Raw genomic sequence first — 24,354 nt, 5'->3', positions numbered from 1 at the left:
GAAGGCGTTGTCGGTGGCGGGGAAGGCGGGCAGGGTCATCGATCCGATGACGTATGTCGCCAAGGGCGCCGGCGCGGGCCTGTCGAAGATCGGGGACATCTCCAAGGCCCTGAAGGGCATGGGCAAGATCGACATGCCGACGCTGCCGGACGGTTCGGTCCACCTGCCCGACGGGCGCCTGCTGGACCCGCACGGCAACATCATGACGCCCGACGGCGTCGTCGACACGACACCGATCCCGCACGAGGCCGCCCCGAACCTCCCGAAGGTCCCGGACCTGCCGGACCACTGGACGATCCACGGCCAGCAGCCGGTCTACGCCGGCGTCCACACGGGCGCCGACGGCGTGACCCACACGACCGACGCGGCCGGCCGCTACGACCACACGACACATTCGTCCTCGTACGACCACACGACACATTCGTCCTCGTACGACCACACGGTGCCTCAGTCGTCCTACGACCACACCCCTCCGACCTCGTACCACCACACTCCGACCTCCTACGACCACACGGCGACCCCGTACTCGCACGAGCACACCCCCGCGGGCACGCCCACCCACGACGTCCCCGGCAGCGGTGGCCACGGCAACGGTCACGATCACGGCGGCTCGCACGGCCCCACCCACGACACACCCGGCGGCCACAGCGGCGGCTCCTCCCACGGGCCGGAGCATGACCACCACGAAAGCGGCCACCCGGACCACAGCGGTGACCACTCCGCCGACCACGCGGGTCATGCGGACGAGCCCGTGCATGCGGGCGATTCCACGGACCTCGGTCACCACGCAGTGGACACCGCCGCTCACCACGGCACCGCGGAGCACGCGGGCATCGACGGGCCAGGGCACGGGGCCGCCGGGGAGCCGTTCGAGTACAAGCCGCTCGTGTCCGACGCCGAGTGGGACAGGCTCACGCCCGCCCAGCAGCATCAAGTGGCGTACGCGGAGATTTCCGACGGCACGAGGTCCTTCGCCGCCGACACGGATGCCATCAAATACGGCCAGGCGTACTGGAACCACTACGCCGAGAACATGCCGGAGGTCGAGCGCAAGGCGGTGTGGGACTACACGGACGAGCCCGACTACAACCTTCCGGCTCCGCATCCGGACGGCTGGGGCACGTACAAGGAGATGAACGGGTACCTGCGGGGCGACGCGTCGAAGTGGAGCCCATATGTCCAGCACAACATCGACGAGGTCGACAAGGCGCTCGCCGGCCACCCCGTTCCCGAGGACGTGATGGTCGTCCGTGGCACCGGCATCGGGCACCTCCAGCTCGACGATCCGCTCGAAATGCTGCACAACACCTATGGCGACCCCGGATACCTGTCGACGTCGCTCGGCGACCATCCGGTGAGTGCCTTCGCGCACTCCGAAGCGATCCTGCATCTCAGGGTCCCCAAGGGGACTCCGGCCCTGTGGGTCGAGAAGGTCGGCAAATTCGGCATGGGTGAGCGGGAACTGCTGCTCGGACGAGGCACGGCATACCGGGTGACACGCGTGTTCATGGAAAATGGCCAGGTGCAGGTGTACGGGGAAGTCCTGCCCAGATAGCAAGTACAGGAAGGCAACACCATGAGCCGCGAACGGCACGTCTCTCCTCGGACCACCGAGCCCCTTCGGTTCAACGAGGTCGCCAGCGCGCCGCACTACGCCCGCAGCACTGACAAGCCTGTCCAGTTCGTGACCGTGGCGAACCCGCAGGGGACGGTCCTGGGCTATGTCTGGGCCAACGACGAGGACGACGCCGCAGGCTGGAAGGTACGCCGGGCCGGGGGCGACGAGGCCTTCAACCGGGGGGCCCTGTACGTCTCCAAGCTCCGGGACGCCAAAACGCGGGGCCTGCGCCCGACGGCGGCCCTGGCCGAGATCGTCCGGGACACCGACCCCGCCGGCCCGAGCCATGTCGTTCCCGGCTCCCTGCGGCAGGCGCCGGACCTGGGCACCGTCAAAAACCTGGCCGACCAGGACTGACCACCGCCGGACATGTCGAGCGGTACGCGCCACCCCGTCCACTACACCACTGCCACCACCCCCGACGGTGAAGTCATCGGCTATGCCTGGGGCGACTTCGACGGCGTCGGCTGGATCGATCGGCCGGCGAGCAGTCTCGGTGCCTACCAGGCGGGACGGGAGTGGTACCGGAAACTGGACGAGGCCCAAGGGAAGGGCCTGGCGCCGCACGCCGTGGTCGCCTCGCTCAGCCGGGAACCCGGTGCCGGTCCTGTCACCGGCGCCCACTCCGTCGGTGCGCTGGAGGAACTCTCCCGTACGGTCACGGCCGCCGACGACCAGCGTCTGCTCGCCCAGCTCCACCCGTGCGACAGCCAGGCCTGGCAGGAGCTGTCCGACGCCTTCGACCTGCTCACGGACGAGGACCGCGAGGTCGGATCAGGCGGGGGACAGCTGTTGCGGGAGGGGGTGTACCACGTGTCCTTCCCGGTCTACACGAAACCGCTGTGGCGCGCCGTCCACGCGCTCAGCGGGGTGGGTGCCGTCACCCCGGAGCACCGTTGGGTCGACAACCCCATGGACCCGCACGCGCCCGTCGGCGCCCTGCACCCCGCTGACGCGGTACGCGCCGCCACAGCGATCGTGCGGGGCGAGCGGTTGTGCGAGGGAACACTGGCCACGGCGCTGAAGATCGGTCTGCTGGACGCCGTTGCGCTCTCCTTGCGCACCTGGAATGCCTCCAGGCGGGACGAGAGGGCAGGGGCCGCCGGGCCGCACCCCGGGTGTACGGGCGGCCCGTTCATGCTTTATGTTGCGGAAGCGAAGTAGGGGGATCCGCGATGCCGCAGGAAAGGTCGCCCCGCGCGGAGCGGGCGCAGGCGCCGGTGCGGGCCGGGGCGCAGATGAGTCCGGCCGAGGCCGAAGCCGTCGCCCGTGCCGCGCACGCCGGGCAGACGGACAAGGCCGGACGGCCGTACGCCGAGCACCTGTCGGCCGTCGCCGAGGGGGTTCGCGCACGGGGTGGAGGTGACGACCTCGTCGCCGCCGCCTGGCTGCACGACGCCCTGGAGGACGGTGCGCTCGGTGAGGAGTGGCTCGACGCGGCCCCGCTGCCGCAGCGGGCCAAGGACGTCGTACGGGCCGTGACCAAGCGGCCGGGAGAGGAACCGGAGGCGTACGCGCGCCGGATCCTGGCCACTCCCGGCGCCCGGCTGGTCAAGGCGGCCGATCTCGCGCACAACGCCGACCCGCGCCGCCTCGCCGTCCTGGACGAGCCCACCGCCCGGCGGCTCGCGCACAAGTACGCCACGATGCGCGGCCACCTCGGCCTCGGCCCGGACGACTGACCGCACGACCGCCCCGCCACTGACCGCACGACCGACCGTTCGCACCTGGCACGGGGCGCGCACACGCCACGAGTACGCACACGCCAACGAGCACTCAGACAGCACCAGCACCTACGACAGCACCAGCACGTACACAGCACGAGCACGCACCTACAGCTACGCACAGGACGACGGGATGGCACGGGACTACGACAGCCAGCTGCTCGAGTCGGTGGCGGTGCGCCGGCGCCGGATGCGCGACGCGCTGCTGTTCGGCGCGCAGCGCGGACGGCGCACGGTGGACGAACGGCTCGGCAAGGTCTTCGCGGGCATCGCCATCGCCGCCGTCCTGTGCGCGGGATGCGTCGGCTGGTCGTTCCTCCAGTCCACCCTGGCCAAGCAGAAGGCCGAGCAGAAGAAGCAGCAGCAACAGCAGGAGCAGTTGTACAACCCGTCCCCCTCCGCGTCGGGCGGACCGTCCGCCTCCGGTACGCCCTCCGGGTCGAAGGCGCCCGGCGGGCGGGGGGAGAAGCGGTGAGGAAGCTGTGCGCGACCGACATGATCACGTCACGCAGGGCCGGTGACGGAGAAATCGCGATGATAGGTTCCGGTGAGTGGTGAGCACAGCAACGACGTCACGGACCCAGCTGAGCCGGGTCACCCTGGTCGGTGAACGCCGACGCGCCGACATCGTCCTGCCCTCGGACACCCCGATCGGCCAACTGCTCCCCGACATCCTGCGGCTGCTGGACGACCGCGCGTCCACGCGGCCGGCCACCCGGCAGTTGATCACCTCCGACGGCTCGGTCCTGCCGCACGACGCGACCCTGTCCTCGGCCGAGGTCCCCGACGGCGCGGTCCTCCAGCTCGTCCGTGCCCACGCCGCACCCCCCGCGCCGGTCGTGCACGACGTCACCGACCAGGTCGCCGACGACCTCGACCTGCGCGCCTGGCGCTGGCGCCCGGCCGCGCGCCGGGCCAGCGCCGGGGTGGCCACCGTGGCCTTCGCGGTGGCCGCGGGCCTGCTCGCCCGGCGGGAGTTCGCGCTGGAGAACGTCACCGCCGCGCTCGCCGCCGTCACCGCCGTGTGCCTGGTCGCCGGTGCCCTGGTGGCCCGGATCGGCCAGGGCAACCGGGGACTGGCCACCGCGCTGCTGCTCGCCACCGGCGGGCTCGGCCTGCTCACCGCGTGGACCGCCGCCGACGCCTACGGCTGGTCGGGCACCGCCCGGCTGGCCGGTGTGGTCGGCGCCCTGGTGGTCACCCTCGTACTGCTGGCCTACTTCTCACCGCTGGGCCGCGGCGGCCTCGTCGGCGCGGGCGCGGCAGCCGTGATCGCGCTCGTGTGGGAGGCCGCAGCCGCCCTCCAGGACCGGCCGGACCGGCTCGGCGCGGTGATGGCCGTGATCTCCGTGGTCCTGCTCGGACTGCTGCCGCGGCTGGCCCTGATGGCCTCCGGGCTCACCGGACTCGACGACCGGCGCAGCTCGGGCGTCTCGGTCAGCCGCCACCAGGTCGCCAACGCCCTCGCCGCCACCCACCGCGGACTGGCGCTGGCCACGGTGGTCACCGCCGTCTCCGCCGCCGCCGGCGGCTGGCTGCTGACCACCGCCCAGCGGCCGACCGCGTGGACGGTGACGCTGGCCTCGCTGACCGCGGTCGTACTGCTCTCCCGGGCGCGGGCCTTCCCGCTGGTCGCCGAGGTCGTGGCCCTGTTCGCGGCGGCGGCCGTGCTCGTCGTGCGGCTCGCGGTGCTGTGGATGCACCACGCGGGCGGCGCGGGCGCGCTGGTCCTGCTCGGCGTGGCCGCGCTGCTCCCGCTGCTCGTCCTCGCGGTGGAGCCGCCCGAGCACGTGCGGGTGCGGCTGCGGCGGTTCGCCGACCTGATCGAGTCCCTCGGCGTGATCGGGCTGTTCCCGCTCGCCGTCGGGGTGTTCGGCATCTACGGGCAACTGCTCGACAAGTTCTGAGACTGACGGACGACGCGCCGGCGCTCCGGGCGGGATGACGAGGCAGGGAAGAAGGCGACATGCCGAACGGGGACAACTGGCAGAGCGACGTGCTGCGCGATCTGAGGAGCGGCACGTCCCGGCGGGAACCGCAGGAACAGGAACCGGCGCAGGTGCGGCGGGCGCAGCAGGATCTGCCGCAGCAACAGCCGCAGCAACGGGGGCAGGCCCAGCCGCAGGTGCGGCAGGCGCCGCCCGCGGGCGCACCCGGGCAACAGCAGCAGACACCGGCCCCGGCCCCGGCGCCCGCCACGGCGGCGAGCCCGGCGTACGGCTACCCGCCCCAGCAGGCCCCCGCCCAGACCCAGGCCCCGGCCCAGTACCCCGCGCCCCAGCACCCCGTGCCCCAGGCCCAGCCCGCCCCGCAGGGCGCCGCCGCGCGGCCCGCGCCCCACGCCCACCGCACCGCCGCCCCCGACTCCCGTCCCGTGGTCGACAAGCGGCTGGCCGCCGCGGGCGGCAAGCCGCGCCGCGGTGAGCCGTTCACGGCGCGGGCGCTGCGCGCGGTGCGCCGTACCGTCTCCTCCTCGGCCGCGCGCGAGGTCGCCGAGACCACCGCCACCGCCGAGGTGCTCCAGCAGGCCGTCACCACCGGCCGGCAGATCGCCGTGACCTCCATCCGCGGCGGTTCCGGCAAGACCACCGTCGCCGCGCTGCTCGGCACCACCTACGCGCACTACCGGCAGGACCCGGTGCTGGTCGTCGAGGCCGACCCGGCGCTCGGCTCGCTGCCGCTGCGGCTCGGCGCGGAGAGCCTGCGCTGGACCACCGGCGACCTGGCCGGCCTGGTCGAACCGCAGATGTCCCTGCTCGACGTCACCGGCTACCTCGTCCAGCTCCCCGACAACGCCTGGCTGCTGCCCGGCAGCCAGGGGCAGGTCGGGGCGATGCTCGACACCAGGGGCTACGAACGGGTCATGGTCTCGCTGCGCCGCTACTTCGGCGTGACCGTCGTGGACTGCGAGACCCTGCCCGCCGAGGTCGCCCGTACCGCGCTGTCCGCCGCGCAGGCCCGGGTGCTCACCGTGCCCGCCACGCTGGAGGGCCTCGCCAGCACGCACGCCGTCCTGGAGTGGATGCGCGGACTGCCCCGCTCCATCACCACCTCCACCGTCGTCGTGCTCACCGAGACCGTGCCGCACACCGGGGTCGACCTGGGCAAGGCGGCCGAGCAGCTGAAGGCGACCGGCGCGGCCGTCCGCGTGCTGCCCTACGACCGGCACCTGGCGGCCGGCGGCGCCATCCGCACCGACCTGCTCGCCCGCGCCACCCGGCAGGCTGCGACCGCCCTGGCCGCCGAGGTCTTCCGGCTGTCCCAGACGCGCCGCTGAACCCCGCGGACGCGCCGCCGAACCCCGTAGACGAGCCGCTGGACCCCGTAGACGAGGGGAACACGAGGACGAGGCACCCACGATGAGCACCCGACTGATCCACCGCCCGGCCCGGACCACCCGGCCCCCGGCCGCCCCCGAGCCGCGCACCATAGAGGCACCGCCCAACCTGCCCGAGGGCAAGGCCGGTTCCATCGCCACCTCGCTGCTGCCCGTGGCCGGCGTCATGTCGTCCGTCGTGATGATGACGGTCGTGCGCAACAGCCAGTTCGCCGGCCTCGGCGCGATCATCCTCGTCGTCACCCTGGCCGGCTCCCTGACGCTGGTCTTCTCCCAGCGCGGCAAGGCGCAGCGCACCCGCCGCACCCAGCGCGAGGCCTACCTCGCCTACCTGGAGGACCTGCGCGAGGAACTGTCCAGGGAGGAACGCGAGCGGCGCGAGCGGGCGCAGGTGCTCAACCCGCCGCCGGACGCCCTCTACGACATCGTGCGCGACCCCGCCCGGCTGTGGGAGCGGCGACGGACGGACGGGGACTTCCTGCGGGTGCGGGTCGGCACCGGCGAGATGCCCGTACGGGACCTGAAGGTGGCCCAGCAGGGCTCCTCCGTGCTCACCCCGCCCGACCAGTTCATGCTGAACGAGGCGTCCGCGCTGATGTCCCGTTTCAGCACCGGCACCGAACTGCCGCTCACCGTCCCGCTCGACCGGGTCGGCAACATCAGTGTCATCGGCCGCCGCGAGGACACCCTCCGCGTCGCCCGAGCCCTGATGGTGCAGACCGCCGCCACCCACGCCCCCGACGACGTCGCCATGGCCCTGGCCGCCCCCGGCGACCGGATCGGCGACTGGGAATGGGCCAAGTGGCTGCCGCACCTGCTCGACACCGAGCAGTTCGACGGCCCCGTCGCCGCCCGCCGCATCGCCCCCTCCCTGCCCCGGCTCGCCCGGCAGACCGGCGCCGAACTGCGCCGCCGCGCCTCCTACGCCGCCGAGGTGCGGCGCGGCCTGTCCGGCCCCGACGCCCTCGCCATGACCTCCCGGCTCCTCGTCGTCGCCGACGGACACGGCGCCGACGCCGTCGAACTGCCGCGCCCCGACGACGCGGTGGGCCTGCGCGAGATGAGCGTCACCGTGCTCCACCTGCTCGACGAACGCGTCCAGGAACCCGGCAGCGTCGGCGTGCGCATCACCGTCGAGGAGGACCGCATCCTCATCGAGGACCTGCGGGAGGCCGAACCGGTCAGCGCGCACGGCACCGTCGACGAGGTCGGCGTGCCCTTCGCCGAGGGCCTGGCCCGCATGCTCGCCCCGCTCAGGCTGTCCGCCGAGTCCATGGTCGACGCCCCGCTGACCGGGCCCGTCGACTTCGCCGACCTCCTCGGCATCGACGACGTCGCCCGTCTCGACCTGGACCGGCTGTGGGCGCCCCGCGGCGAACGCGCCTTCCTGCGCGTCCCGATCGGCGTCAGCGACGCCCACGAACCGGTCCTGCTCGACCTGAAGGAGTCCTCCGAACTGGGCATGGGCCCGCACGGCCTGTGCGTGGGCGCCACCGGCTCCGGCAAGTCCGAGCTGCTGCGCACCCTCGTCCTCGCCCTGGTCGCCACCCACCCGCCGGAGGACCTCGCCCTCGTCCTCGTCGACTACAAGGGCGGCGCCACCTTCGCCCCGTTCGCCGACCTCCCGCACGTCGCCGGCGTCATCACCAACCTGGAGAACCAGGCCGGCCTCGTCGAACGCGTCCACGCCTCCCTCGCCGGAGAGGTCAAGCGCCGCCAGCAGGTCCTCAAGGACGCGGGCAACGTCGCCGACATCGGCCACTACGCCGCCCTGCGCGCCGAGAAGCGCCCCGACCTCGAACCGCTGCCGCACCTGTTCGTCGTCATCGACGAGTTCGGTGAACTCCTCACCGCCAAACCCGACTTCATCGACCTGTTCCTGTCCATCGGCCGCATCGGCCGCTCCATCGGCGTGCACCTGCTGCTGTCCAGCCAGCGCATCGAGGGCGGCAAGCTCAAGGGCCTGGACACCTACCTGTCCTACCGGCTCGGCCTGCGCACCTTCTCCGCCGACGAGTCCCGCACGGTCCTGGACACCACCGACGCCTTCCACCTGCCCCCACTGCCCGGCTTCGGCTACCTCAAGGTCGACACCAGCCACTACGAGCGGTTCAAGGCCAGCTACGTCTCCGGCGCCTACCGGGGCCCCGTGCAGCGCGAGACCGAGGACACCGGGCCGCTCGCCCTGGAGTACGCGGCGTACAACACCCTCGGCCAGGACGAGTCCGCGGGGGCCGAGGAACCGCAGATGCGGCGCCGCGAGACCGGCCCCACCGAGATGGGCGTCCTCGTCCGGCAGATCGAGAACGCGGGCGCCCGCACCGTACGCCGCATCTGGCTGCCCCCGCTGCCCGACGCAGTCGCCCTCGACAAGGTCGCCGGGCCCGTCGAGGTGGGCGCGCGCGGCATGCAGCTCGCCAGGCGGCGCGGCCCGCTCCAGGTGCCGCTGGGCGTCCTGGACGACCCGACCAAGCAGTGGCAGGGCCAGTGGTACCTGGACCTCACCGTCGCGGGCGGCCACGCCGCCGTCATCGGCGGCCCCCAGTCCGGCAAGACCACCCTGCTGCGCACCCTCGCCCTGTCCCTGGCGCTCACCCACACCCCGCAGGAGGTCGGCGTCTACGGCCTCGACCTGGTCGGCGGCGGCCTCCAGGCACTGTCCGGGCTGCCGCACGTCGGCGGCGTCGCAGGCCGCGCCGACCGCGAGCGCGCCGCCCGCACCATCGACTCGGTGCGCGGCATGCTCGACCAGCGCGAGGAACTGTTCCGCATCCACAGCATCGACTCCCTGGAGCAGTTGCGCACCCTGCGCGCCGCGGGCCGGCTGCCCGAACTGGCGTCCACGGAGATCGTGCTGCTCATCGACGGCTTCGGCGCGCTGCGCGACGACTTCGAGGAACTGGACGACGCGGTCGTCGACATCCTCAAGCGCGGCAGCGGCTACGGCATCCACGTCGTCGCGGGCATGCTGCGCTGGAACGACGTGCGCATCGCCACCCAGTCCCAGTTCGGCACCCGCGTCGAACTGCGGCTGAACGACCCCAGCGAGTCCAGCATCGACCGCAAGCTCGCCGAGACCCTCTCCCCGGAGGAGAAGGGCCGCGTCCTCACCGACCGCAAACTCTTCGCCCAGGTCGCGCTGCCCCGCACCGACGGCCTCGGCGACACCGCCGAACTCGGCACCGTACTGGAACGCACGGCCCGTACCGTCCGCGCCACCTGGACCGGCGACGTCGCCCAGCCGGTGCGCGTCCTCCCGCACCTGCTGGAACCGGGCCTGCTGCCCGGCCCGGCCGCCGAGCCGCGCCGCGTCCCCGTCGGCCTGGACCAGACGAAACTCGCGCCCGTCCTGCTCGACCTGTTCGAGCACGACCAGCACCTGATGATCATGGGCGACAGCGAGTGCGGCAAGACCAACCTGCTCAAGGTGATCGCCGAGGGCCTGATCGAACGGTACGGCGACGACGAGCTGGTCTTCGGCGTCTTCGACCCCCGCCGCGGCCTGCGCGGCGCCGTCCCGGAGGAGTACCGCGGCGGCTACGCCTACAACGCCAAGCTGGCCGGCGCGCTGGCCACCGGCATCGCGGGCGAACTGGAGAAACGGCTGCCCGACGAGAGCGCCGACCCCGCCGACCTGGAACCCGGCAGCTGGGGCTCCGGACCGCGCATCGTCATCCTCGTCGACGACTACGACGTCCTGACCACCGCCGGACAGCAGCCCCTCGCCCCCTTCGTCCCGTACATCCCCTCCGCCGTCGACATCGGCCTGCACTTCGTCCTCACCCGCCGGGTCGCGGGCGCCTCCCGCGGCCTGTACGAGCCGCTGCTCCAGGGCCTGCGCGAGTCCGGCTCCGCGGCGCTCGTGATGTCCGGCGACCGCGGCGAGGGCCAGCTCTTCCCCGGCGTCTACGCGAGCCAGCAGCCGCCCGGCCGCGGCGTGCTGGTCCGCCGGGGCGAGCCGAACCGGCTGATCCAGACCGTCTACGCCGGGAACAGGTGAAAGAAGTCATGACCAAGGACGTCGTCGCCCTGACCAAGAAGATGCCCGACCCGCTGAGCGTGATCGCGGGCCTGCTCTCCGGCGGCCCCGACAAACTGGTCGGCGCCGAGGACGGCGGGGCCGTGGTGCGGCTCTGCGACGAAGAGGGCAGGCCCCTCGTCTCCGTGGAGGCACCGCTGCTCGTCCAGGTCAGGGGAGAAGCGCAGCGGCTGCTCGGCGCGAGCGAGCCCGAGGTGCCGTACTGGTGGACCGAGGCCCGCGCCACCACCGGCGTCAAGGAGGGCGAGGACCTCGCCGGGACCTTCGCGGCCCGGCTCGCCGCCCTCGTCGGCGGCACCGCCTGGCCCCCCGAGGCCGCGCGGTCGCTGGCCGTGGTGAAGACCGACGGGGTGAGCGTGGCCCCCGTGCCCGCCGCCGCCCAGCCCGCCGTGGACGTCCTCACCGACAAGGTCGCCGTCGTCATCCAGGACCGGCCCGTGGTCGCCATGACCGCCTGGCTCGCCGACGCCTTCCGGGCGGCCGCCGACGCCGGCCTCGGCCTGCAGATCGTCACCCCCGCGGGTACCCGCCTGTCCCCGGCGGTCCGCACCGCCCTGCCCGGCTGGCCCTCGCGCTGGGTCGTCCAGGACGAGCAGGACGGCTACTACGACGGCCTGTCCGGCGCCGTCCTGGAGTGGAACAACGGCCTGTTCGTCACCGTCGAGTCACCGCAGGCCACCCCCGACGACCCGCGCACCCCGGTCGCCGCCGCCTTCACCCGGGACGTCGCCGACACCGGCGAACGCCAGCTCGCCATCTCCTACCGGGCCGTCCACCCCGCCGACGACCGCCTCGTCCTCGGCGGCGCCCTGGAGGCCGTGTGGCGCGAGATCACCGGCGAGCCGCCGGCCGGCTGGGGCACCGAGGAGCCCGCCAACCTGCCCTGGTCCCTGCGCCAGTTCACCGACGTCGCCCACGAACGGGCGCCCGAGCCGACCTGGTTCGTGGTCGTCGGCACCCCGGAGCGCCCCGGCCTCGCCACCGTCCGCGTCTCGCGCACCACCGGCGGCGTCGAGGAGGACGTCACCCTGGCGTTCGGCTACGGCCCAGGCCAGGAGGTGCCGGCACACGCGGTGCCGAGCGCGGCGGAGATCCTCGCCACCCGGCACGACCTGCAGTCCATGCTGGTGCAGATCCGCCGGGCCCGCCGCGACCTGTCGGTGCCGCCGCGGTTCGAGGGTCCGGGCGTCCCGTACGCCTTCGTCCTCGGCGCCGAGGAGGTACGCGCCATGCCCGGCGACCGCGCCCGCAACACCCCGCTCGGCCGGCGCCCGCGCGAACTGGGCCCGAAGACCCGCCCGGCGCTGTACTACGACTTCCCGGGCGACCCGTCCGACCTGTCGGGCTGGCAGCACTTCGAGCGGCTGATGCGGCACCTGAAGGGCGAGCCGCCCGCCTGACCGGGTGCCGGACGGCCCCGGCCGTCCGGCGTGGACCTGCGGCCACAGCCGTCCGGCGGAGGCGAGCGGAGGAACAGGCGGCCGGCCGGTTTCGAGAGGCGGCATACGCCCGGGGCGCGGAGGAGGGCGGTCGGCCGGGGCGTGCGCCCGCTCAGCGCGGCGGCGCCGTCGGCGGCCACCCACCAGCCAGCCGCGTCACCAACCTGTCCGAACAGCACACCTAGGCGGCCCCGGCACCAGCGGCCGCGGTCCCGGCACCCGCGCCGGCCAAGGCCTCGTGCCCCGCCCCAGCGGCGTGGCCGCCGCCCTTCCCACCGGAGTGACCGCCGTCCACCCCACCGGCGCGACCGCTGTCCGGGCGCGCGGGCTCCCGCCGGAAGGCCCACTCCATCCTCGGCTCCACGGCGAACCGGAAGACCTCGCGCACGGGCCGGGTGCACAGCAGGGTGACGCAGGCCGACGCGAGCACGGTGACGAGGAGCGCGCCGAGCGGGCTGTGCAGCCAGGGCGTCTCGAACCAGCCCGCGTACAGCACGCCCTTGACCACGAAGCCGTGCAGCAGATAGCCGTACAGCGTGCCCGTGCCGAGCGCCGTGCACCACATCCGGCGCCCGGGCACCAGGGCGAGGAAGCACCCGGTCAGCAGCACCGCGCCCGCGAACGTCACCAGCACCATGACGGGCCCCGCCCACCAGGGCGCGCCCAGGTCCTGAGCGGCGCCGTTGCGGTAGAGCCAGCCGGTGTTCACGCTCGGCGCGGTCCACCAGCCGAGGACCGGCGCCGCCGCGAACACGGCGGCCGCCGGCAGCCGCACCGAGCGGCGGCGCACCAGCCGGAAGTGCTCCGGCTTCAGGCACAGCCCCAGCACGAAGCAGGGCAGGAACTGCAGGACGCGCGGCAGGTCCAGCGTGCCGCCCATGGCCGGGGACACCGAGCCCAGCATCGCGATCCCGAGGGCGACCGGCAGGGGGTGGCGCACCAGCTTCCACACGGGAGCCGTCAGCCGCCAGATGAACAGGGCGCACAGGAACCAGGTCAGGTACCAGGGTGAGAGAAGGCTGACGGACCGGTCACCGGAACCGCCGGCGATGACACGGAAGAGTGAATACGCCGTCTCGAACAGGACGTACGGCACGACGACACCGGTGATCAGCCGCTTCACCCGGCTCGGCCGCAGATCGAAATCACGGGAGAAGAAACCGGAGATGATGACGAACGCCGGCATGTGGAAGAGGTACACGACGTTGTACGCGCCTTCCAGGAACCGGTTGCCGCTCATCACGGGGGCCCAGGAATGTCCCCACGCCACCAGCACGATCGCGAGGTACTTCGCATTGTCGAAGAAGGGATCGCGCTGTTTTCCGGACCGGCCCGCGCCGCTGCGGGGTCCGTCCGGGACCGGCCCTTCCGGAACCGGTGCCTGGGCTGGGGGGAGAGGTGTTCTGTTCTGGCCGGGGGAGGAGGCAGCGTGGAACATCTGAGGCACCTTAGCGTCGTCCGTGCGGTTTTCGCGGAACCTCCGACGGCGATCCCGGCTATGCGCGGCGGCTGCCCAGAATTCTGCGAGGAATACGTGACCGGGTGGTGGCGCGCACCACACCGGCCGCACGGGCCGGAACCCTCAATGTCCGGATTGGTCATGACCAGTTGACCGGTGCGGACGGATGGCGGCCGCCCGGCGACGGGAATTCGAATTACCGGCGAACGACCTGTGCAGACATCGAAACGAAATCACCGAATTACCCGGCGAGTCGCCGGAGCCCGCCGGGGACGCCACCGCACCGGCCCACCGCCGCGACTTCGTGCGCGGGAACGCCCGGTGGGGCCTGATGGGGCCTGGTGGACGGGGCGCGTCACCCCCTGTGGTGCGCGGGCCGCGTGTCACGGACCTGACCGATGATGCGTCAGGCGCGGCATAGGCGGGCCGTGTTGGTGGCACGATGGTTCCAGCGGGGGCGTGGGGTGGGAGCCCCGGGCCGGGAGAGCGGACCGACCGAAGGTGTGATCAGTTGTGGCCATTTCACTGTCAGTGGTGCTGCTGTTGGCGATCATCCTGGTGGTGTTGCTCCGAGGGGGCTCCATCAAGGCGGGACCGGCCATCGTCGCCGTCCTCTTCGGCTTCTTCCTCGCCTCCACCGGCATGGCCCCGTCGATCAACCGCTTCATGAACTCGATAGCGGACACGATCAACTCGATCAACTTCTGAGGCGGACGGGACCCCGGCCCGACCCGGCCCGGGGCAGGCTCGGCCCGCCTCGCCTCGCGAACGCCGAGGGGCCAGGTCCGGGAATCACTCCCCTGACCTGGCCCCTGGCCACATGGAGCGGGCGACGGGAATCGAACCCGCGTAGCCAGTTTGGAAGACTGGGGCTCTACCATTGAGCTACGCCCGCACACAACGCGCGCCGCTGATCGACCGACCGCGGCACACAGGCATCGTAGCGGGTCCGGCCCCTTCCCCGCACACCCCTTCCGGGCCCGGCGCCCGCAGCGACCGCCCGCACCGCGCCGGTGCGCCCGCACGAGCGGCGGCCCCGCCGCCCCCCTCCCGACGGTCGCAAGGCCTCCCGCCCCCATCGCGGCCCCCTGCCCGTCCCCCGCTCATCGCTCGCGCACAGCGCGATCTCATGGGCCCGGCCCACACCCAGCCCGTACCGGCCGCACGGGCCCGGCCCGGCGCAGTGCCGGAGTCCGACGGGGCCTGCGGAGACAGAGGCGGATCCAGAGCCCTGGCGGGGCATAGGGACAGACTGCCTGGCGGGGCACAGGGACAGAGGTCGGAGCCCTGGCGGGACGTAGGGCGGGTCCGATGCTCTGGCGGGGTGCGAGGGCAGAGCCGGAACCCTGGTGGGGTGCAGCGGCTGGGGCCGGCCCCCTGGCCGGGTGCCGGGGCGGAGCCCCGCTGAGGGGTGCGGGGGGCGAAGCCCTGATGGGGTTGCGGGAGCGGGGCCCTGGTGGGGGTGCAGGGGGCGGAGCCCCCGCACGGGGTCCGGGGCGGAGCCCCGGGAGGGCACCTTGCTCCTTACCGAGCCGGGTGGGTGGGTGGGAAAGGCGGTCCGGGGCGGCGCCCCGGGCGGCGTCTTGTCGCCCACCGGCGAGAGGGGGCCGGGGCGAGCCCCGGTGCGGCGCCCTGTCTCACCGAGCCGCACCACCCCGCAAGGAACCACCCCCGCACCCCCCGGGAGGCAATTACGAGGCCGCACAGCCTGCGGCCATGTACCCTACGTGTCGCACCAGACGGGGTGTGGCGCAGCTTGGTAGCGCGTCCGCTTTGGGAGCGGAAGGCCGTGGGTTCAAATCCCGCCACCCCGACCATCCGCCGGCCACCGGGCCGGCGTCACCGCACGCGGCCCGCACGGGCCGGGCGCCCCGGCCGGCCCGCACGCGGCCCGGACCCAGGCACCCCGGTCCCAGGCACCCCGGACAGCCCAGGGCCCCCATACGGCCCGGGCACGGCGGGTGCCAGGTGCCCCGAGGCCGGGCGCTCCCGGACCGCCAGGCGGCAGACGCCCCAGAACGACCGCCGCCACCCGCCGCCCCCCGTCGAACACGCCGTACTCCCCCCGTCGCCCCCGGACACGCCGTGCACACAGCGGATTCCCGTGATTCCCGTGATCGCCTTTTGGGGCGCTGACCGGCTGCGGTTACTATGCAGACTGCGCGCCCGTGTGTCCGGCCTTCTGGCCTACGAACTCCTCCGGGCGGCTAATCCGCCGGACAACCCTCTGGCTCCGGCGAAATCCAAGAAGTCAGCCACAAGGAGACCGAACCGTGAAGAGCGCCGTGGAGACCCTGAACCCGACTCGGGTTCGGCTCACTGTCGAGGTGCCCTTCGAGGAGCTCAAGGACAGCCTCGACGCGGCGTACAAGAAGATCAACCAGCAGGTCACGGTGAAGGGCTTCCGCAAGGGCAAGATCCCGGCCCGGGTCATCGACCAGCGGTTCGGCCGCGGTGCGGTTCTGGAGGAGGCCGTCAACGACGCGCTTCCGAAGTTCTACACCGACGCGGTCAACGAGGCCGAGCTGAACCCGCTGGGCCAGCCCGAGGTCGACATCACCGAGCTGAAGGACGGCGAGACGCTGAACTTCACCGCCGAGGTCGACGTCCGCCCGACCGTCGAGATCCCGGACTACTCCGGCATCGAGGTCGAGGTCGACGCCATCGAGGTGACCGAAGAGGACGTCGACAAGGCGGTCGAGCAGCTGCGCGAGCGCTTCGCCTCGACCAGCCCGGTCGAGCGCGCCGCCGAGGACGGCGACGTCGTCACCATCGACCTGGAGGCCAAGGTCGACGGCGAGGTGCTGGAGGACGGCATCGCCAACGGCGTCTCCTACACCATCGGCTCCGGTGAGCTGCTGGACGGCATCGACGACGCCGTGAAGGGCGTGGAGGCCGGTGGCGAGGCCACCTTCACCTCCGAGCTGAAGGGCGGCTCGGCGGCCGGCAAGGAGGCTGAGGTCACCGTCAAGGTCACCCAGGTCGCCGCCCGCGAACTGCCCGAGCTGGACGACGACTTCGCGCAGCTCGCCTCCGAGTTCGACACCCTCGAGGAGCTGCGCGCGGACAGCCGCAAGCGCCTGGAGAACATGAAGCAGTACGACCAGGCCACGCAGGCCCAGGAGCGCGTCCTGGACAAGCTGCTCGAGCTGGTCGAGGTCCCCGTCCCCGAGAAGCTGCTCGAGGACGAGATCAACACCCGCAAGCACAACCTCGAGCACCACCAGCTCGGCCAGATGGGCCTGACCCTCGACAAGTACCTGGAGATCCAGGGCAAGACCGCCGAGGAGTTCGAGACCGAGACCCGCGACGCCGCGGTCAAGGGCATCAAGACGCAGTTCGTCCTGGACGAGCTGGTCAACAAGGAGAAGCTCAACGTGAGCCAGGAGGAGCTGACCGAGCACCTCATGCGCCGCGCGGCCTCCTCCGGCATGTCCCCCGACCAGTTCGCGCAGGCGGTCGTCCAGAACAACCAGGTTCCGCTGCTGGTCGGCGAGGTCGCCCGCGGCAAGGCCCTGGCCGTCGTGGTCGAGGCCGCGACCGTGAAGGACACCAACGGCGAGATCGTCGACCTGGAGGACGAGGAGGACGAGGCCGCCGAGGGCGAGACCGCCGAGGCCGCCTCCGCCGAGGGTGACGGCGAGGGCGAGGAGAAGGCCGAGGCCTGATCCGGCACGGCGTCCGCGACGTACGTACGATGGGCCCTGGGGCATGTTCCCCAGGGCCCGTCGTCACACCTGGCCACCCCGCCCCGAGGGCCCCGGCGCTACGCCCCCGGCGAACACTCCCCTTCGCGGGATTCCCCGAAGGGGCCCGCGCGTTAGGGTCCATGAATACGAGGGCAGGGGAGTCCCCGGAACCGGCCGGACGGCCCCACGCCCCGGCAGAACACGTGAGACGGCCCGGCGCCGTCGTAAGACGAGCAGGTGGATACGTGACGAATCTGATGCCCTCCGCCGCCGGCGAGCCCTCCATCGGTGGTGGCCTCGGCGACCAGGTCTACAACCGGCTGCTCGGCGAGCGGATCATCTTCCTCGGGCAGCCCGTGGACGACGACATCGCGAACAAGATCACCGCACAGCTGCTGCTCCTTGCCGCCGACCCGGACAAGGACATCTTCCTGTACATCAACAGCCCCGGCGGTTCCATCACGGCCGGTATGGCGATCTACGACACCATGCAGTACATCAAGAACGACGTGGTGACCATCGCCATGGGCCTGGCGGCCTCGATGGGCCAGTTCCTGCTGAGCGCGGGCACGCCCGGCAAGCGCTTCGCGCTGCCCAACGCCGAGATCCTGATCCACCAGCCCTCCGCGGGCCTGGCCGGTTCGGCCTCCGACATCAAGATCCACGCCGAGCGGCTGCTGCACACCAAGAAGCGCATGGCCGAGCTGACCGCCCACCACACGGGCCAGTCGGTGGAGCAGATCACCCGCGACTCGGACCGCGACCGCTGGTTCGACGCCCACGAGGCCAAGGAGTACGGCCTCATCGACGACGTCATCACCCACGCCGCCGGCATGCCGGGCGGCGGCGGCACCGGAGCCTGAGCCGACTCAGCCCGTCCAGCTCCCGGCCGACCGCCCAGCCCCTTTCCAGGAGACATCGTGAACGACTTCCCCGGCAGCGGCATCTACGACCGTACGCGCGCCGAGTACACCGGCCCCACGGCCGAGTCCCGCTACGTCATTCCGCGCTTCGTGGAGCGCACCTCCCAGGGCGTGCGCGAGTACGACCCGTACGCGAAGCTCTTCGAGGAGCGCGTGATCTTCCTCGGCGTCCAGATCGACGACGCCTCCGCCAACGACGTCATGGCGCAGCTGCTGTGCCTGGAGTCGATGGACCCCGACCGTGACATCTCGGTCTACATCAACAGCCCCGGCGGTTCCTTCACCGCGCTGACGGCCATCTACGACACGATGCAGTTCGTCAAGCCCGACATCCAGACGGTCTGCATGGGCCAGGCGGCCTCCGCCGCCGCGATCCTGCTGGCGGCCGGCACGCCGGGCAAGCGCATGGCCCTGCCGAACGCGCGCGTGCTGATCCACCAGCCCTACAGCGAGACCGGCCGCGGCCAGGTCTCCGACCTGGAGATCGCCGCCAACGAGATCCTGCGGATGCGCGCGCAGCTGGAGGAGATGCTGGCCAAGCACTCCACCACGCCGATCGAGAAGATCCGCGAGGACATCGAGCGCGACAAGATCCTCACGGCCGAGGAGGCCCTGTCCTACGGGCTCGTCGACCAGATCATTTCCACCCGCAAGATGAACAACGCCGCCGTCCGCTGACGCGGACACCGCACCCGCCCGTCGCCCCTTGGCGCGGTCACGTCGAAGTGAACCGTGCCAAGGGGGGCCCGAACGGGGGGCCCGGCAAGGTACCGTCGACATAAGGCAGCACCAGGAAACGCTGGACTCAACGCGTCCAGGCGTCTCCCAGGCGAAGGGGAAGCACACCGTGGCACGCATCGGTGACGGCGGCGATCTGCTCAAGTGCTCGTTCTGCGGCAAGAGCCAGAAGCAGGTCAAGAAGCTCATCGCAGGGCCCGGTGTGTACATCTGCGACGAGTGCATCGATCTCTGCAACGAGATCATCGAGGAGGAACTCGCGGAGACCAGCGAGGTGCGCTGGGAGGAGCTTCCCAAGCCCCGCGAGATCTACGAGTTCCTGGACGGCTACGTGGTGGGCCAGGAGGCCGCCAAGAAGGCGCTGTCCGTCGCGGTGTACAACCACTACAAGCGGGTCCAGGCCGGGGAGAACGGCGGCGGCCAGGGCCGCGAGGACGCCATCGAGCTGGCCAAGTCCAACATCCTCCTGCTCGGCCCGACCGGGTCCGGCAAGACCCTGCTGGCCCAGACCCTGGCCCGCATGCTGAACGTGCCGTTCGCCATCGCCGACGCCACGGCGCTGACCGAGGCGGGGTACGTGGGCGAGGACGTCGAGAACATCCTCCTGAAGCTGATCCAGGCGGCCGACTACGACGTCAAGAAGGCCGAGACCGGGATCATCTACATCGACGAGATCGACAAGGTCGCCCGTAAGAGCGAAAACCCGTCGATCACCCGGGACGTGAGCGGCGAGGGCGTCCAGCAGGCACTCCTGAAGATCCTCGAGGGCACCACGGCCTCGGTCCCGCCGCAGGGCGGCCGCAAGCACCCGCACCAGGAGTTCATCCAGATCGACACGACGAACGTCCTGTTCATCGTGGGCGGTGCCTTCGCCGGCCTGGAGAAGATCATCGAGGGCCGCGCGGGTGCCAAGGGCATCGGCTTCGGCGCCACGATCCGCTCCAAGCGGGAGCTGGAGGCCAAGGACCAGTTCGAGGACGTCATGCCCGAGGACCTGGTCAAGTTCGGCATGATCCCCGAGTTCATCGGCCGCCTCCCCGTCATCACCTCGGTCCACAACCTGGACCGCGAGGCCCTGCTGAAGATCCTGGTCGAGCCGCGCAACGCCCTGGTCAAGCAGTACCAGCGCCTGTTCGAACTCGACGGTGTGGAGCTGGACTTCGAGCGCGAGGCGCTGGAGGCCATCGCCGACCAGGCGATCCTGCGCCAGACCGGCGCGCGCGGCCTGCGCGCCATCATGGAGGAGGTCCTCCAGGGCGTGATGTACGAGGTCCCGTCCCGCAAGGACGTCGCCCGCGTCGTCATCACCGCCGACGTGGTCCTCTCCAACGTCAACCCGACCCTGATCCCGCGCGACGCCCGCGGCCGGGGAGCGGGGGAGCAGAAGACGGCGTAGCCGCCCGCACGCACAGGGAAGGGGCCCCGGTCGCTCGACCGGGGCCCCTTCCCTGTGCGGTGCCGGTGTCAGAGCTTGACCCGGACCTCCTTGCGGAGCTTGGCGGTGGTGTCGGCCGCTGCCGACGGTTCGGTGCTCTTGCCCGACAGCATGTCGGCCATGTCCATCGGGATGACGAAGCCGAGGGTGCTGTGGTCGCCCCAGATGCAGACCGTCATGTTCACGGCCTTCGGCGCACCGGTGCTCGCCTCGGAGTTCGCGAACTTCGCCTGCTGGCACTTGAGGACCGCGCCGTCGAGCGCGTCGGGCGTGTACGCCTTGGGCTCGCCGATCAGGGTGACGTCCTCGTCCTCGCTGCCCTTCTTGGTCTGGTCCTTCATGTGGGCGAACATCGCGTCCACCGTCTTGGCGGGGTCGTCGATGGTTCCGTAGACGCCGCTGAACTGGAGCTGCTTCATGGCCAGCGGGGCGTTCTTGTCCCCGGACTTGTAGGAAGCGCTGACGTCCTTGGGGTTGTGCACGCCCCACTTCTCGGCGTCCTTCATGTCGTCCTTCGACATGGTGCCGCTCTCACCGTCGGACTTCTGGTAGTCACCCAGCACCGTCGCCGGCGTCACCAGCTTGTGCGGGCCGTCGTCCGCGACGGAGCTGCCGCCACCGCCGCCGATCACCATGTACGCCCCGACCGCGATCGCCGCCACGACCGCGACCGCGCCGATGATCAGCGCCGTCTTCTTGGCGCGGCCGCCGCCGCTGTCGGCGGCCGGCGGCTGGGGCATGCCGCCGTACGGGGGCTGCTGGCCGTACGGGGGCTGGGGCTGCTGGCCGTAGGGAGCCTGCGCCGGGATGCCCTGCGGCGCCTGCTGGCCGTACGGACCGGGCTGCGGCTGCGGAGGCTGCTGGCCGTACGGGCCGGGCTGGGGCTGCTGCGGGTAGCCGTACCCCGGCTGGGGCTGGGGCGGCGGGGCCTGCTGGGGGTAGCCGTAGCCGGGCTGCGCGGGCGGCGCCTGCGGCGGCTGCTGGCCGTAGGGGCCCGGCTGACCGTACGGCCCGGGCTGCTGGGGCTGCCCGCCGTACGGGCCCGGCTGGTTGTAGCTCATTACTGGGTTCCCCTCCAGATACTTATGCGTACCTGACATCCTGGCGCAGGCCCGCCGGGCGCAGGCCATCGGGGTGCGCACCGTTACAGAAGAATGCGGTTCGGGACAGCGCCGTGACGCCTCTAAACTGACCCCGTGACCGAGAACGCTCAGCAGCAGCCACCAGCGCCCGACACCGAACTGCCGACCCAGTACGCGCCGGCCGACGTAGAGGGGCCGCTGTACGAGCGCTGGGTGGAGCGGGGTTACTTCGAGGCGGACGAGAAGAGCGACAAGCCGCCGTTCACCGTCGTCATCCCGCCGCCGAACGTCACGGGCAGCCTGCACCTGGGCCACGCCTTCGAGCACACGCTCATCGACGCCCTCACCCGCCGCAAGCGCATGCAGGGCTTCGAGACGCTGTGGCAGCCGGGCATGGACCACGCCGGCATCGCCACGCAGAACGTCGTCGAGCGCGAGCTGGCCAAGGAGGGCAAGTCCCGCCACGATCTGGGCCGCGAGGCGTTCGTCGAGCGCGTCTGGCAGTGGAAGGGCGAGTCCGGCGGGCAGATCTCCGGCCAGATGCGCCGCCTCGGTGACGGCGTCGCCTGGTCGCGGGAGCGCTTCACCATGGACGAGGGCCTGTCCCAGGCCGTCCAGACCATCTTCAAGCGGCTCTACGACGACGAGCTGATCTACCGTGCCGAGCGCATCATCAACTGGTGCCCGCGCTGCCTGACCGCGATCTCCGACATCGAGGTCGAGTACCAGGACGACGACGGCGAGCTGGTCTCGATGAAGTACGGCGAGGGGGACGACACCATCGTCGTCGCCACCACCCGTGCCGAGACGATGCTCGGTGACACGGCCGTCGCCGTCCACCCCGACGACGAGCGCTACAAGCACCTGGTCGGCAAGCTCGTCAAGCTGCCGCTGACCGGCCGCTCCATCCCCGTCGTCGCCGACGAGCACGTCGACCCGGAGTTCGGCACCGGTGCCGTCAAGGTCACCCCGGCCCACGACCCGAACGACTTCGAGATCGGCCGCCGCCACGACCTGCCCGCCATCACGGTCCTCGACGAGCACGCCGTCATCACCGCGCACGGCCCCTTCCAGGGCCTGGACCGGTTCGAGGCCCGCTCGGCCATCGTCGCCGCACTGCGCGCCGACGGCCGGATCGTCGCCGAGAAGCGCCCCTACGTCCACTCCGTGGGCCACTGCTCGCGCTGCAAGACCACCGTCGAGCCGCGCCTGTCCATGCAGTGGTGGGTCAAGGTCGGCCCGCTGGCCAAGGCCGCCGGTGACGCGGTCCGCGAGGGCAAGGTCAAGATCCATCCGCAGGAGATGGAGAAGCGGTACTTCGACTGGGTCGACAACCTCCACGACTGGTGCATCTCGCGCCAGCTGTGGTGGGGCCACCGCATCCCGGTCTGGTACGGCCCGGACGGCGAGGTCGTCTGCGTCGGCCCCGACGACGAGGCCCCGGCCGGCGAGGGCTGGCACCAGGACACCGACGTCCTGGACACCTGGTTCTCCTCCGGCCTGTGGCCCTTCTCCACCCTGGGCTGGCCCGAGCAGACCGAGTCGCTCGCGAAGTTCTACCCGAACTCCGTCCTGGTCACCGGCTACGACATCCTCTTCTTCTGGGTCGCCCGGATGATGATGTTCGGCCTGTACGCGATGGACGGCACCCCGCCGTTCCACACCATCGCCCTGCACGGCATGGTCCGCGACCAGTTCGGCAAGAAGATGTCGAAGTCCTTCGGCAACGCGGTCAACCCGCTGGACTGGATGGACAAGTACGGCTCCGACGCGCTGCGCTTCACCCTCGCGCGCGGCGCCAACCCCGGCGTCGACGTGCCGATCGGCGAGGACTGGGTCCAGGGCTCGCGCAACTTCGCCAACAAGATCTGGAACGCCACCCGCTTCGCGCTGATGAACGGCGCGACGGTGGACGGCCCGCTGCCGGACCCGTCGGCGATGTCCGCCACGGACCGCTGGATCCTCTCCCGGCTCAACTCCGTCGTCGCCGAAGTCGACGCGTTCTACGAGGACTTCCAGTTCGCCAAGCTGTCCGACGCGCTGTTCCACTTCGCGTGGGACGAGGTCTTCGACTGGTACGTCGAGCTGTCCAAGACCACCTTCCAGGCGGGCGGCGAGTCCGCCGAGGCCAGCAAGCGGGTCCTCGGCGAGGTCCTGGACGTCACGCTGCGCCTGCTGCACCCGGTCGTCCCGTTCGTCACGGAGACGCTGTGGACCACCCTCACCGGCGGTGAGTCGGTCGTCGTCGCCCAGTGGCCGGCCGACAGCGGCTTCCGGGACGCGGACGCCGAGCGGGAGATCGAGACGCTCCAGTCGGTCATCACCGAGGTCCGCCGTTTCCGCGCCGACCAGGGCCTCCAGCCGGGCCAGCGCGTCCCGGCCCGGCTGACCCTGGACGGCACGGCGCTCGCCCCGCACGAGGCCGCCATCCGCCAGCTCCTGCGGCTCCAGCCGGAGGGCGAGGCGTTCACCGCCACGGCCACCCTCCCGGTCGCCGGGGCGGAGGTCGCGCTGGACCTGTCCGGCACGATCGACGTGGCCGCCGAGCGCAAGCGGCTCGCCAAGGACCTGACGGCGGCCGAGAAGGAGAAGGCCCAGGCGAACGGCAAGCTCGGCAACGAGGCGTTCCTGGCGAAGGCACCCGACCACGTGGTCGACAAGATCCGTACGCGGCTGGCCAAGGCCGAGGAGGACATCGCCCGCATCACCGCCCAGCTGGAGCGGCTGCCGCAGGCGTGACGTCCGTACGCCGCTGAAGGCCCCGGGGACCGAGAAGGCTTCCGGGGCCTTCAGCGTTCCCCGGGGCGCGCGGGAATGCGCGCCGCCGACCACCGCGCGCCCGACGCCGCGCACCGGCCCCCCGGCCCCGCC

The 24,354-nt window shown here is 71.9% G+C and carries 17 protein-coding genes and 2 tRNA genes; 16 read left to right on the top strand and 3 right to left on the bottom strand.

Going from position 1 to position 24,354, the window contains the following annotated elements; genetic code table 11:
• The 9 genes from IG64_RS37535 to IG64_RS10925 form a co-directional block, all read left to right on the top strand.
• Positions 1 to 1,555: ADP-ribosyltransferase (locus IG64_RS37535; RefSeq protein WP_234438466.1), on the top strand; the 1,555-nt coding region annotated here is incomplete at its 5' end.
• 21 nt (positions 1,556 to 1,576) lie between these two features.
• Positions 1,577 to 1,975 carry a hypothetical protein gene (locus tag IG64_RS10960; RefSeq protein WP_037854494.1) on the top strand — a complete coding sequence of 133 codons (399 nt, stop codon included), beginning with the start codon at positions 1,577 to 1,579 and terminating at the stop codon, positions 1,973 to 1,975.
• Positions 1,976 to 1,987: 12 nt separating this feature from the next.
• Positions 1,988 to 2,782: a DUF6508 domain-containing protein gene (locus IG64_RS10955; RefSeq protein WP_037854492.1), complete on the top strand. Its 795-nt coding sequence runs from the start codon at positions 1,988 to 1,990 to the stop codon at positions 2,780 to 2,782.
• A 74-nt stretch (positions 2,783 to 2,856) separates the two neighbouring features.
• Positions 2,857 to 3,300 (top strand): HD domain-containing protein, encoded by a 444-nt coding sequence (locus IG64_RS10950; protein WP_037854591.1) that lies wholly within the window; start codon positions 2,857 to 2,859, stop codon positions 3,298 to 3,300.
• Positions 3,301 to 3,475: 175 nt separating this feature from the next.
• Positions 3,476 to 3,817, top strand: a complete 342-nt coding sequence (locus IG64_RS10945; RefSeq protein ID WP_037854490.1) for a hypothetical protein — start codon at positions 3,476 to 3,478, stop codon at positions 3,815 to 3,817.
• Positions 3,818 to 3,893: 76 nt separating this feature from the next.
• The gene (gene eccD / locus IG64_RS10940; protein WP_037854489.1) at positions 3,894 to 5,249 is read left to right on the top strand and encodes a type VII secretion integral membrane protein EccD; all 1,356 of its coding nucleotides are present in this window, start codon (positions 3,894 to 3,896) and stop codon (positions 5,247 to 5,249) included.
• Positions 5,250 to 5,308: 59 nt separating this feature from the next.
• A complete protein-coding gene (locus IG64_RS10935; protein WP_037854487.1) occupies positions 5,309 to 6,619 on the top strand; it encodes a hypothetical protein in 1,311 nt (436 codons plus the stop codon).
• An 82-nt stretch (positions 6,620 to 6,701) separates the two neighbouring features.
• Complete coding sequence (locus IG64_RS10930) at positions 6,702 to 10,679, top strand: type VII secretion protein EccC (RefSeq protein ID WP_037854485.1); 3,978 nt, start codon at positions 6,702 to 6,704, stop codon at positions 10,677 to 10,679.
• An 8-nt stretch (positions 10,680 to 10,687) separates the two neighbouring features.
• On the top strand, positions 10,688 to 12,118 hold the full coding sequence (locus IG64_RS10925; protein WP_037854482.1) for a DUF6177 family protein: 1,431 nt from the start codon (positions 10,688 to 10,690) through the stop codon (positions 12,116 to 12,118).
• A gap of 220 nt (positions 12,119 to 12,338) precedes the next feature.
• Here the strand turns inward: IG64_RS10925 and IG64_RS10920 are convergent, their stop codons facing one another.
• On the bottom strand, positions 12,339 to 13,595 hold the full coding sequence (locus IG64_RS10920) for an acyltransferase family protein (RefSeq protein ID WP_037854479.1): 1,257 nt from the start codon (positions 13,593 to 13,595) through the stop codon (positions 12,339 to 12,341).
• A gap of 534 nt (positions 13,596 to 14,129) precedes the next feature.
• On the opposite strand from IG64_RS10920, the gene IG64_RS10915 reads away from it, so the two are divergent.
• Entirely contained in the window at positions 14,130 to 14,324 is a 195-nt protein-coding gene (locus tag IG64_RS10915) for a hypothetical protein (RefSeq protein ID WP_037854478.1), read from the top strand.
• Between the two features lie 113 nt (positions 14,325 to 14,437).
• Here the strand turns inward: IG64_RS10915 and IG64_RS10910 are convergent.
• Positions 14,438 to 14,511, bottom strand: a tRNA-Gly gene (locus IG64_RS10910).
• A gap of 845 nt (positions 14,512 to 15,356) precedes the next feature.
• Here IG64_RS10910 and IG64_RS10905 point away from each other — a divergent pair.
• From IG64_RS10905 to clpX, 5 genes are all read left to right on the top strand, one after another.
• Positions 15,357 to 15,433: transfer RNA gene (locus tag IG64_RS10905), tRNA-Pro, on the top strand.
• Between the two features lie 456 nt (positions 15,434 to 15,889).
• The gene (tig, locus tag IG64_RS10900; protein WP_037854477.1) at positions 15,890 to 17,284 is read left to right on the top strand and encodes a trigger factor; all 1,395 of its coding nucleotides are present in this window, start codon (positions 15,890 to 15,892) and stop codon (positions 17,282 to 17,284) included.
• Between the two features lie 278 nt (positions 17,285 to 17,562).
• Positions 17,563 to 18,168: an ATP-dependent Clp protease proteolytic subunit gene (locus IG64_RS10895; RefSeq protein WP_051812654.1), complete on the top strand. Its 606-nt coding sequence runs from the start codon at positions 17,563 to 17,565 to the stop codon at positions 18,166 to 18,168.
• A gap of 57 nt (positions 18,169 to 18,225) precedes the next feature.
• Complete coding sequence (locus IG64_RS10890) at positions 18,226 to 18,906, top strand: ATP-dependent Clp protease proteolytic subunit (RefSeq protein ID WP_037854475.1); 681 nt, start codon at positions 18,226 to 18,228, stop codon at positions 18,904 to 18,906.
• 169 nt (positions 18,907 to 19,075) lie between these two features.
• Positions 19,076 to 20,362, top strand: a complete 1,287-nt coding sequence (gene clpX, locus IG64_RS10885; RefSeq protein ID WP_037854474.1) for an ATP-dependent Clp protease ATP-binding subunit ClpX — start codon at positions 19,076 to 19,078, stop codon at positions 20,360 to 20,362.
• Positions 20,363 to 20,430: 68 nt separating this feature from the next.
• Here clpX and IG64_RS10880 read toward each other — a convergent pair whose 3' ends face one another.
• Positions 20,431 to 21,462 carry a hypothetical protein gene (locus IG64_RS10880; protein WP_037854473.1) on the bottom strand — a complete coding sequence of 344 codons (1,032 nt, stop codon included), beginning with the start codon at positions 21,460 to 21,462 and terminating at the stop codon, positions 20,431 to 20,433.
• A 135-nt stretch (positions 21,463 to 21,597) separates the two neighbouring features.
• On the opposite strand from IG64_RS10880, the gene IG64_RS10875 reads away from it, so the two are divergent.
• A complete protein-coding gene (locus IG64_RS10875) occupies positions 21,598 to 24,222 on the top strand; it encodes a valine--tRNA ligase (RefSeq protein WP_037854471.1) in 2,625 nt (874 codons plus the stop codon).
• The last annotated feature ends 132 nt before the right edge of the window (positions 24,223 to 24,354 follow it).

This window comes from Streptomyces sp. NRRL S-340 (assembly GCF_000720185.1).
In the GTDB taxonomy this organism is placed as follows: Bacteria; Actinomycetota; Actinomycetes; order Streptomycetales; family Streptomycetaceae; genus Streptomyces.
The sequence above is the reverse complement of the archived record's forward strand: the minus strand, read 5'-3'. Positions and strand labels throughout refer to the sequence as shown.

Bases quoted from the DNA above. Each gene is read 5' to 3' on its own strand.
- IG64_RS10925 (WP_037854482.1), top strand. From the start codon at position 10,688: ATGACCAAGGACGTCGTCGCCCTGACCAAGAAGATGCCCGACCCGCTG.
- IG64_RS10945 (WP_037854490.1), top strand. From the start codon at position 3,476: ATGGCACGGGACTACGACAGCCAGCTGCTCGAGTCGGTGGCGGTGCGC.
- IG64_RS10895 (WP_051812654.1), top strand. From the start codon at position 17,563: ATGCCCTCCGCCGCCGGCGAGCCCTCCATCGGTGGTGGCCTCGGCGAC.
- IG64_RS10930 (WP_037854485.1), top strand. From the start codon at position 6,702: ATGAGCACCCGACTGATCCACCGCCCGGCCCGGACCACCCGGCCCCCG.
- IG64_RS10960 (WP_037854494.1), top strand. From the start codon at position 1,577: ATGAGCCGCGAACGGCACGTCTCTCCTCGGACCACCGAGCCCCTTCGG.
- IG64_RS10935 (WP_037854487.1), top strand. From the start codon at position 5,309: ATGCCGAACGGGGACAACTGGCAGAGCGACGTGCTGCGCGATCTGAGG.
- IG64_RS10920 (WP_037854479.1), bottom strand. From the start codon at position 13,595: ATGTTCCACGCTGCCTCCTCCCCCGGCCAGAACAGAACACCTCTCCCC.
- IG64_RS10950 (WP_037854591.1), top strand. From the start codon at position 2,857: ATGAGTCCGGCCGAGGCCGAAGCCGTCGCCCGTGCCGCGCACGCCGGG.
- IG64_RS10880 (WP_037854473.1), bottom strand. From the start codon at position 21,462: ATGAGCTACAACCAGCCGGGCCCGTACGGCGGGCAGCCCCAGCAGCCC.
- IG64_RS10955 (WP_037854492.1), top strand. From the start codon at position 1,988: ATGTCGAGCGGTACGCGCCACCCCGTCCACTACACCACTGCCACCACC.